The sequence below is a fragment of the Variovorax boronicumulans genome, assembly GCF_019352895.1.
In the GTDB taxonomy this organism is placed as follows: Bacteria; Pseudomonadota; Gammaproteobacteria; order Burkholderiales; family Burkholderiaceae_C; genus Variovorax; species Variovorax boronicumulans_A.
Map to the genome: position 1 here is coordinate 1 of NZ_JAAAFX010000005.1, position 5538 is coordinate 5538.

A 5538-nucleotide genomic window follows, 5' to 3' on the forward strand; every position below is an offset into this window, starting at 1 on the left:
TGCGACCCTTCCGCTTCGCTCCAGGGCACCCTGCGGTGCTCACGTTTCGCGGGGTCTCGCAGAACTCGCTTCGCTCAAACAACTGCGAGCCCTGATCCGCGAAACGCTCCGCTCCTCAGCGCATCCAGAGGGGCTTGAAGAGCGCCCGGGCCTTTGCTTCGCTCGGCCTCCAACGCACCGCAGGCGCGGAGCGCCTGCGGTGCTGGGAATCTGCGGGCAAGTTGTTGGTATTTTTCGTCTTCAGGCCGAGCGAAGCGATGGCCTGTTCGGTTCCCGCTTCCAAATCCCTTCTGGCTGCGCCGAGGAGCGCAGCGGTTCGCGGATCAGGGCTCGCGATTGTCTGAGCGAAGCGAGTTCGAGCGAGACCCCGCGAACCGCGAGCACCGCAGGTTGCCCGCAGCGAAGCGGAGGGACGCAGACAGCAGGGTCGCCTTCTCTTTGCTTACTTTCTTTTGGCGAAGCAAAAGAAAGTGAGTCGCCCGCCGGGGCGAGACCCGGCCCCAGCCTCAACTTCCAGCGCAACGAAAGACCCGGCCCCTGCCTCAACTTTCGGCGCAACGAAAGACCCGGCCCCAGACCTCACTTCCCAATGTTCGGTTGATACCATCCAGGCCAAGCCATCAGACAAGAAAACACATGACAGCCTTCCCCTTCTCCGCCGTCCTCTTCGACTGCGACGGCGTCCTCGTCGACTCCGAACCCATCACCAACGGCGTCCTGCGCGACATGCTCGAAGAGCGCGGCTGGACGCTCAGCAGCGACGAGTGCATGCGCATCTTCGTCGGCAAGGCCGTCAAGGACGAAGCCGCGCTGATCGAAGCCAACACCGGCAGCCCCGTCACCCCCGAGTGGCTCCAGAGCTTCTGGGCGCGCCGCAACGAACGCCTGACGAACGAACTGGTCGAGATCCCCGGCGCACCCGCCGCGATCCGCGCATTGCATGCCACGCTCGGCGGCAAGATCGCCTGCGCCTCGGGCGCCGACCGCATCAAGGTCGAGATGCAGTTGCGCAAGATCGGCGTATTCGACGCCTTCGAAGGGCGGATCTTCAGCGGCCACGAGATGCCCCGCTCCAAGCCGGCGCCCGATGTCTACCTGGCGGCCGCCGCCGCGCTTGACGTCGACCCGGCCCGCTGCGCGGTGGTGGAAGACACGGTGACCGGCGCCACGGCCGGTGTCGCGGCCGGTGCCACGGTGTTCGGCTACAGCCCGGGCGGCCTGGGCCACAGCGGGGCCGATGCGCTGCGTGCCGCGGGCGCGGTCCAGATCTTCACCGACATGGCGCAACTGCCGTCGGTGCTCGCCGCCTGGCGCGCCGTCCCGGCCTGAGCCCGTGCGCGCACGCGGCCGGCCCCTTCTTTTCAGCGCGGGCCTGCTGCTCGCGGCCGCACTGCTGGCCGGCTGCTCTTCGGTGCGGCCCTGGATCAACGAGCCCCTGGGCGAAGGCCCGGCGCCCGCCGTCACGCTGCTCAACCCGGACCGCGACCCGAGCCTGCTGGTCGCCGTCACGCTCTCGGGCGGCGGCGCGCGCGCCGCGGCCTTCGGCTATGGCGTGCTGAGCGAGCTGCAGCGCACGCACTTCCAGTGGAAGGGGCAGGACAAGAACCTGCTCGAAGCCACCGACGTGATCAGCGGGGTCTCGGGCGGCAGCATCCTGGCCGCCTACTACGCGGCCTTCGGGGCCAAGGGCTTGGCCGGTTTCGAGGCCGATTTCCTGCGCCAGAATTTCCAGAACAGCCTGATCACGCAGACGCTGCAGCCCACGCACCTGATCGAGCTCACCTCGCCCTGGTTCGGCCGCAGCCAGCTGCTCGCGCGCCGGCTCGACACGCTCTACCAGGGCATGACCTACGCCGACATCGCGCGCCAGCCGCGCCATCCGCAACTGGTGATCGCGGCCACCGACATGTCGCTGGGCACGGGCTTCGAGTTCACCGACGACCAGTTCGCGCTGATCTGTTCCGACCTGGGCAGCGTGCCGCTGTCCTTCGCGGTCGCGGCCTCTTCTGCGGTGCCGCTCGCGCTGAGCCCGATGACGCTCAAGAACCATGCGGGCGACTGCCACGCGCGCAACGTGGTGCCGCGCTTCGCCGGCCTGGAAGGCGGCGACTACCGCACCCGCATGTACCGCTCGCAGGCCAACAGCTATCTGGATGCGGCGCGCCGGCCCTACATCCACCTGGTCGACGGGGGGCTGGCCGACAACCTGGGCGTGCGCCGCCTGCTCGACCGGGCGCTGGCCGGCGGCGGGCTGCGCGACAGCTTCAGCGAGATCGGCATTCCGCAGGGCAGCGTGCGCCAGCTGGTGCTGATCACCGTGAACTCCGAGCGCGATCCGGCCAACAACATCGACATGAGCGACCGCGTGCCGGGCTTCATGGAAGTGGCCGATGCGCTGCTGTTCGGCGCGGGCGCGCGCGCCACCACCGAGACGCAGGAGTACCTGGCCGACATCACGCGCCAGTGGCGCGCCGAACTGCGCAAGCGCGTGGGCAGCGGCAGCGACGTGTTCACGCCCGATGCCCAGATCCACGTGGTGCAGGTCAACCTGCGCGACGCCGAGGGCGAGCAGCGCCGCAGCCTGCTGCAGGTGCCGACGGCCTTCACGATCTCCGATGCCGAGGTCAACGCCCTGATCGCGGCCGGCCGGCAGGTGCTGCTGCGCTCGCCGGAGTTCGAGGCGCTGCGCCGTGCGCTGGACGCGCGCCACGTCGAACCCTAAGGCGCTTCGCCCTGCGCCGCATCGAAGTGCGGCCCCGGACCGAGCTGCGCCAGCGTGTCCTGCGGATTGCGCAGCGGGCAGACCTTGAGCGACAGGCAACCGCAGCCGATGCAGCCGTCGAGCTGGTTGCGCATCTGCGTGAGCGTGCGGATGCGCTCGTCGAGCTCGTCGCGCCACGCGCTCGACAGCCGGCGCCAGTCGGCCCCGGTGGGGGTGCGCTCGGCCGGCAGGGCTTTCAAGGCCTCGGCGATGGCGCCCAGCGGAATGCCCACGCGCTGCGCCACCTTGATGAAGGCCACGCGCCGCAGCACCGAGCGCGGGTAGCGCCGCTGGTTGCCGGCGCTGCGCTCGGCGCGGATCAGGCCACGCGATTCGTAGAAATGCAGCGCCGACACGGCCACGCCGCTGCGTGCGGCCAGTTCGCCGACGCCGAGCTCGGGCGAGGGGTCGGTCGGCTCCGGCGGGGGAGAGGAAGCATTGGCCATGGTGTTCCGAGGGTCGATCGCACAAGGCGCTTGACCTCAAGTTAAGTTGAGATTCGATACTAGCGGCTTCCTACTTCTCCCTGCCCTGCATGTCCTTTTTCACGCTCTCCCCGCATGTGCCGGCCGCCCTGCCGCTGTTCATCAACCCGCCGCGCCTGGCCGGCCGGCGCGCCGATGGCGGTTCGCACGTGGCGGTGGTCACCGCACCGGCACGCTTCATCTATCTCGCGGAGCAGGGCGGCGAGGACGCCGCCGGTGCGCTGTCGCCGGACTTCGAGGCGCAGGTCGCGCAGGCCCTGCGCAACTTGCGCATGGGGTTGACCGGCGCCGGCGCCGACCTCCAGCACGTGGTGCGGCTGCGCGTGCTGGTGGTCGGCCACAGCGAAGCCCGGCGCGCCGCGCTCGCGCAGGTCCTGGCCACCGTCTGGGGCGAACTGCCGACGCCGGCCTGCACGCTGATCCCGGTGCCCTGCCTGGCGCGCGAGGGCATGCTGTGCGCGTTCGAGGCCACGGCGGTCAAGGCGATGCCGGTCTCGACCCTGGCAGACTGAGGGGATGCCTTCCGCTTCCCTGCCGTCTCGCGCTCCTGTCGCGCCGCTGAGCCTCCCCGTCCTGCTGCTGATGGCCGTCGCCGCCGGCCTGAGCGCGGGCAGCAATTACTTCAACCAGCCGCTGCTGCACTCGATCGCGGTCCACCTGCGCGTGAGCGATGCCGCGGCCGCGCTCACCGTCACGCTGGGCCAGGTGGCCTATGCCTGCGGGCTGCTGCTGCTGGTGCCGCTGGGCGACAAGCTCGAGCGGCGCGGCCTCGCGGTCGGCCTGATGGTGCTGGCCTCGATCGGCCTGTTCATGAGCGGCTTCGCCACCAGCCTGGGCCTGCTGATCGCGGGCACGGTGATGACCGGCCTGTTCTCGGTCGCGGCGCAGACGCTGGTGCCGATGGCCGCCACCTTGTCCGATCCGCAGCGCAGCGGCCGGGCGGTGGGATTGATGATGAGCGGGCTGCTCACCGGCATCCTGGCGGCGCGCAGCGTGGCCGGGCTGCTGTCGGCCGTGGGCGGATGGAACACGGTCTACCGCGTGGCGGGCGTGTTGATGCTGGCCGTCGCGTCGATGCTGTGGTTCGTGCTGCCGACCTCGCGCAACCCCGTGCCGCAGAGCTATGCGCGCACGCTGCGTTCGCTGGGCACGCTGCTGCGCAAGCACCCGCGGCTGCGCAGCCGTGCGCTGGTCGGGGCGCTGACCTTCGCATCGGTCAGTGTGCTGTTCTCCACCATGGCGCTGATGCTCTCGGGACCGGTGCACGGCATGAACGACGTGCAGATCGGCCTGGTCGGGCTGGTGGGCGTCGCGGGCGCGTTGATGGCCAGCGTGACCGGCCGGCTGGGCGACCGCGGCTGGGTCCAGCAGGTCTCGGCCGTGTCGGTGCTGCTGCTGGCGCTGGGCTGGGTCTTCCTGTGGCTGGGCGGCGCGAGCCTCGGCTTCTTCCTGCTGGGCATGCTGGTGGTCGACATCGCGCTGCCCGGCGTGCACATCAGCAACCAGAACGTGATCTACAAGCTCGAGCCCGAGGCGCGTTCGCGCATCAACGCGGTCTACATGACCAGCTACTTCGCCGGCGCCGCCTGCGGCTCCGCGCTGGGCGCGCTGGCCTGGCGGCACGGCGGCTGGGGCATGGCCTGCGCGCTGGGCGTGGGGCTGGCCGCGCTGGCCGGCGGCGCGCTGGCGTACGACCAGCGGCTCGTGGTGCGCGTGGCCCGCCGCTGAGCCGCTTCAGCCCGCCGGCGCGCGGCCCGGCGCGGGCTGCTGCAGCACGACCTGCAGCGCCTCGACCTCGCGCTGCATGGTGCGCACCACCATCGCCTCGCGCTCGGCCATGCGCGAGGCGATCGCGCTCACGCTGACGGCGCCCAGGACCTGGCCCGTGCGGTCGCGGATCGGCACGCCGATGCTGGTCACGCCGGCCACCGCGTAGTTGGTGATGGCCGCATAGCCGCGCTGGCGCGCCTGCGCCACCAGCTTCTGCAGGATCGCACGCGTCAGGCCGCCGTAGGGCTTGAGCTGCGGCTCGATGCGCGCCAGCACGGCCGGCAGTTCGGCCTCGGGCATGAAGGCCAGCAGCGCGAGCCCGCCGCCGCCGATGCCCAGCGGGCGCCGCTTGCCCACCTCCACCGTCAGCACCTGGATCGGGAACGAGCCCGATTGGCGGTCGAGGCAGAAGGAATCGGCGCCGCTGCGCACCACCAGGAAGGCCGAGTCGCCGGTGTCCTGCGAGATGCGCGCGAGGAAGGGCGCGCACTGCTGGCGCAGCCCGAAGTGCGAGGCCGCGGC

6 protein-coding genes are annotated in these 5538 nt (G+C 70.8%); 4 read left to right on the forward strand and 2 right to left on the reverse strand.

The window, feature by feature from the left end; genetic code table 11:
* Positions 1 to 636: 636 nt before the first annotated feature.
* Both K0H49_RS13745 and K0H49_RS13750 read left to right on the forward strand, forming a co-directional pair.
* A complete protein-coding gene (locus tag K0H49_RS13745) occupies positions 637 to 1329 on the forward strand; it encodes an HAD family hydrolase (protein ID WP_219213377.1) in 693 nt (230 codons plus the stop codon).
* A 4-nt stretch (positions 1330 to 1333) separates the two neighbouring features.
* The gene (locus K0H49_RS13750) at positions 1334 to 2722 is read left to right on the forward strand and encodes a patatin-like phospholipase family protein (protein ID WP_374122356.1); all 1389 of its coding nucleotides are present in this window, start codon (positions 1334 to 1336) and stop codon (positions 2720 to 2722) included.
* On the opposite strand, the gene soxR is transcribed toward K0H49_RS13750, so the two are convergent.
* A complete protein-coding gene (gene soxR, locus K0H49_RS13755) occupies positions 2719 to 3207 on the reverse strand; it encodes a redox-sensitive transcriptional activator SoxR (RefSeq protein ID WP_219213381.1) in 489 nt (162 codons plus the stop codon). The genes K0H49_RS13750 and soxR overlap by 4 nt on opposite strands.
* A gap of 89 nt (positions 3208 to 3296) precedes the next feature.
* Here soxR and K0H49_RS13760 point away from each other — a divergent pair, with 89 nt between their 5' ends.
* On the forward strand, positions 3297 to 3758 hold the full coding sequence (locus K0H49_RS13760; protein ID WP_219213384.1) for a RidA family protein: 462 nt from the start codon (positions 3297 to 3299) through the stop codon (positions 3756 to 3758).
* Positions 3759 to 3762: 4 nt separating this feature from the next.
* The gene (locus K0H49_RS13765) at positions 3763 to 4974 is read left to right on the forward strand and encodes an MFS transporter (protein ID WP_219213385.1); all 1212 of its coding nucleotides are present in this window, start codon (positions 3763 to 3765) and stop codon (positions 4972 to 4974) included.
* Positions 4975 to 4980: 6 nt separating this feature from the next.
* Here K0H49_RS13765 and K0H49_RS13770 read toward each other — a convergent pair.
* Positions 4981 to 5538 (reverse strand): IclR family transcriptional regulator (locus K0H49_RS13770; RefSeq protein ID WP_307886057.1); only part of this gene is annotated, 558 nt, incomplete at its 5' end.

Coding starts and splice junctions, on each gene's coding strand:
- K0H49_RS13745 (WP_219213377.1), top strand. CDS start 637: ATGACAGCCTTCCCCTTCTCCGCCGTCCTCTTCGACTGCGACGGCGTC.
- soxR (WP_219213381.1), bottom strand. CDS start 3,207: ATGGCCAATGCTTCCTCTCCCCCGCCGGAGCCGACCGACCCCTCGCCC.
- K0H49_RS13760 (WP_219213384.1), top strand. CDS start 3,297: ATGTCCTTTTTCACGCTCTCCCCGCATGTGCCGGCCGCCCTGCCGCTG.
- K0H49_RS13765 (WP_219213385.1), top strand. CDS start 3,763: ATGCCTTCCGCTTCCCTGCCGTCTCGCGCTCCTGTCGCGCCGCTGAGC.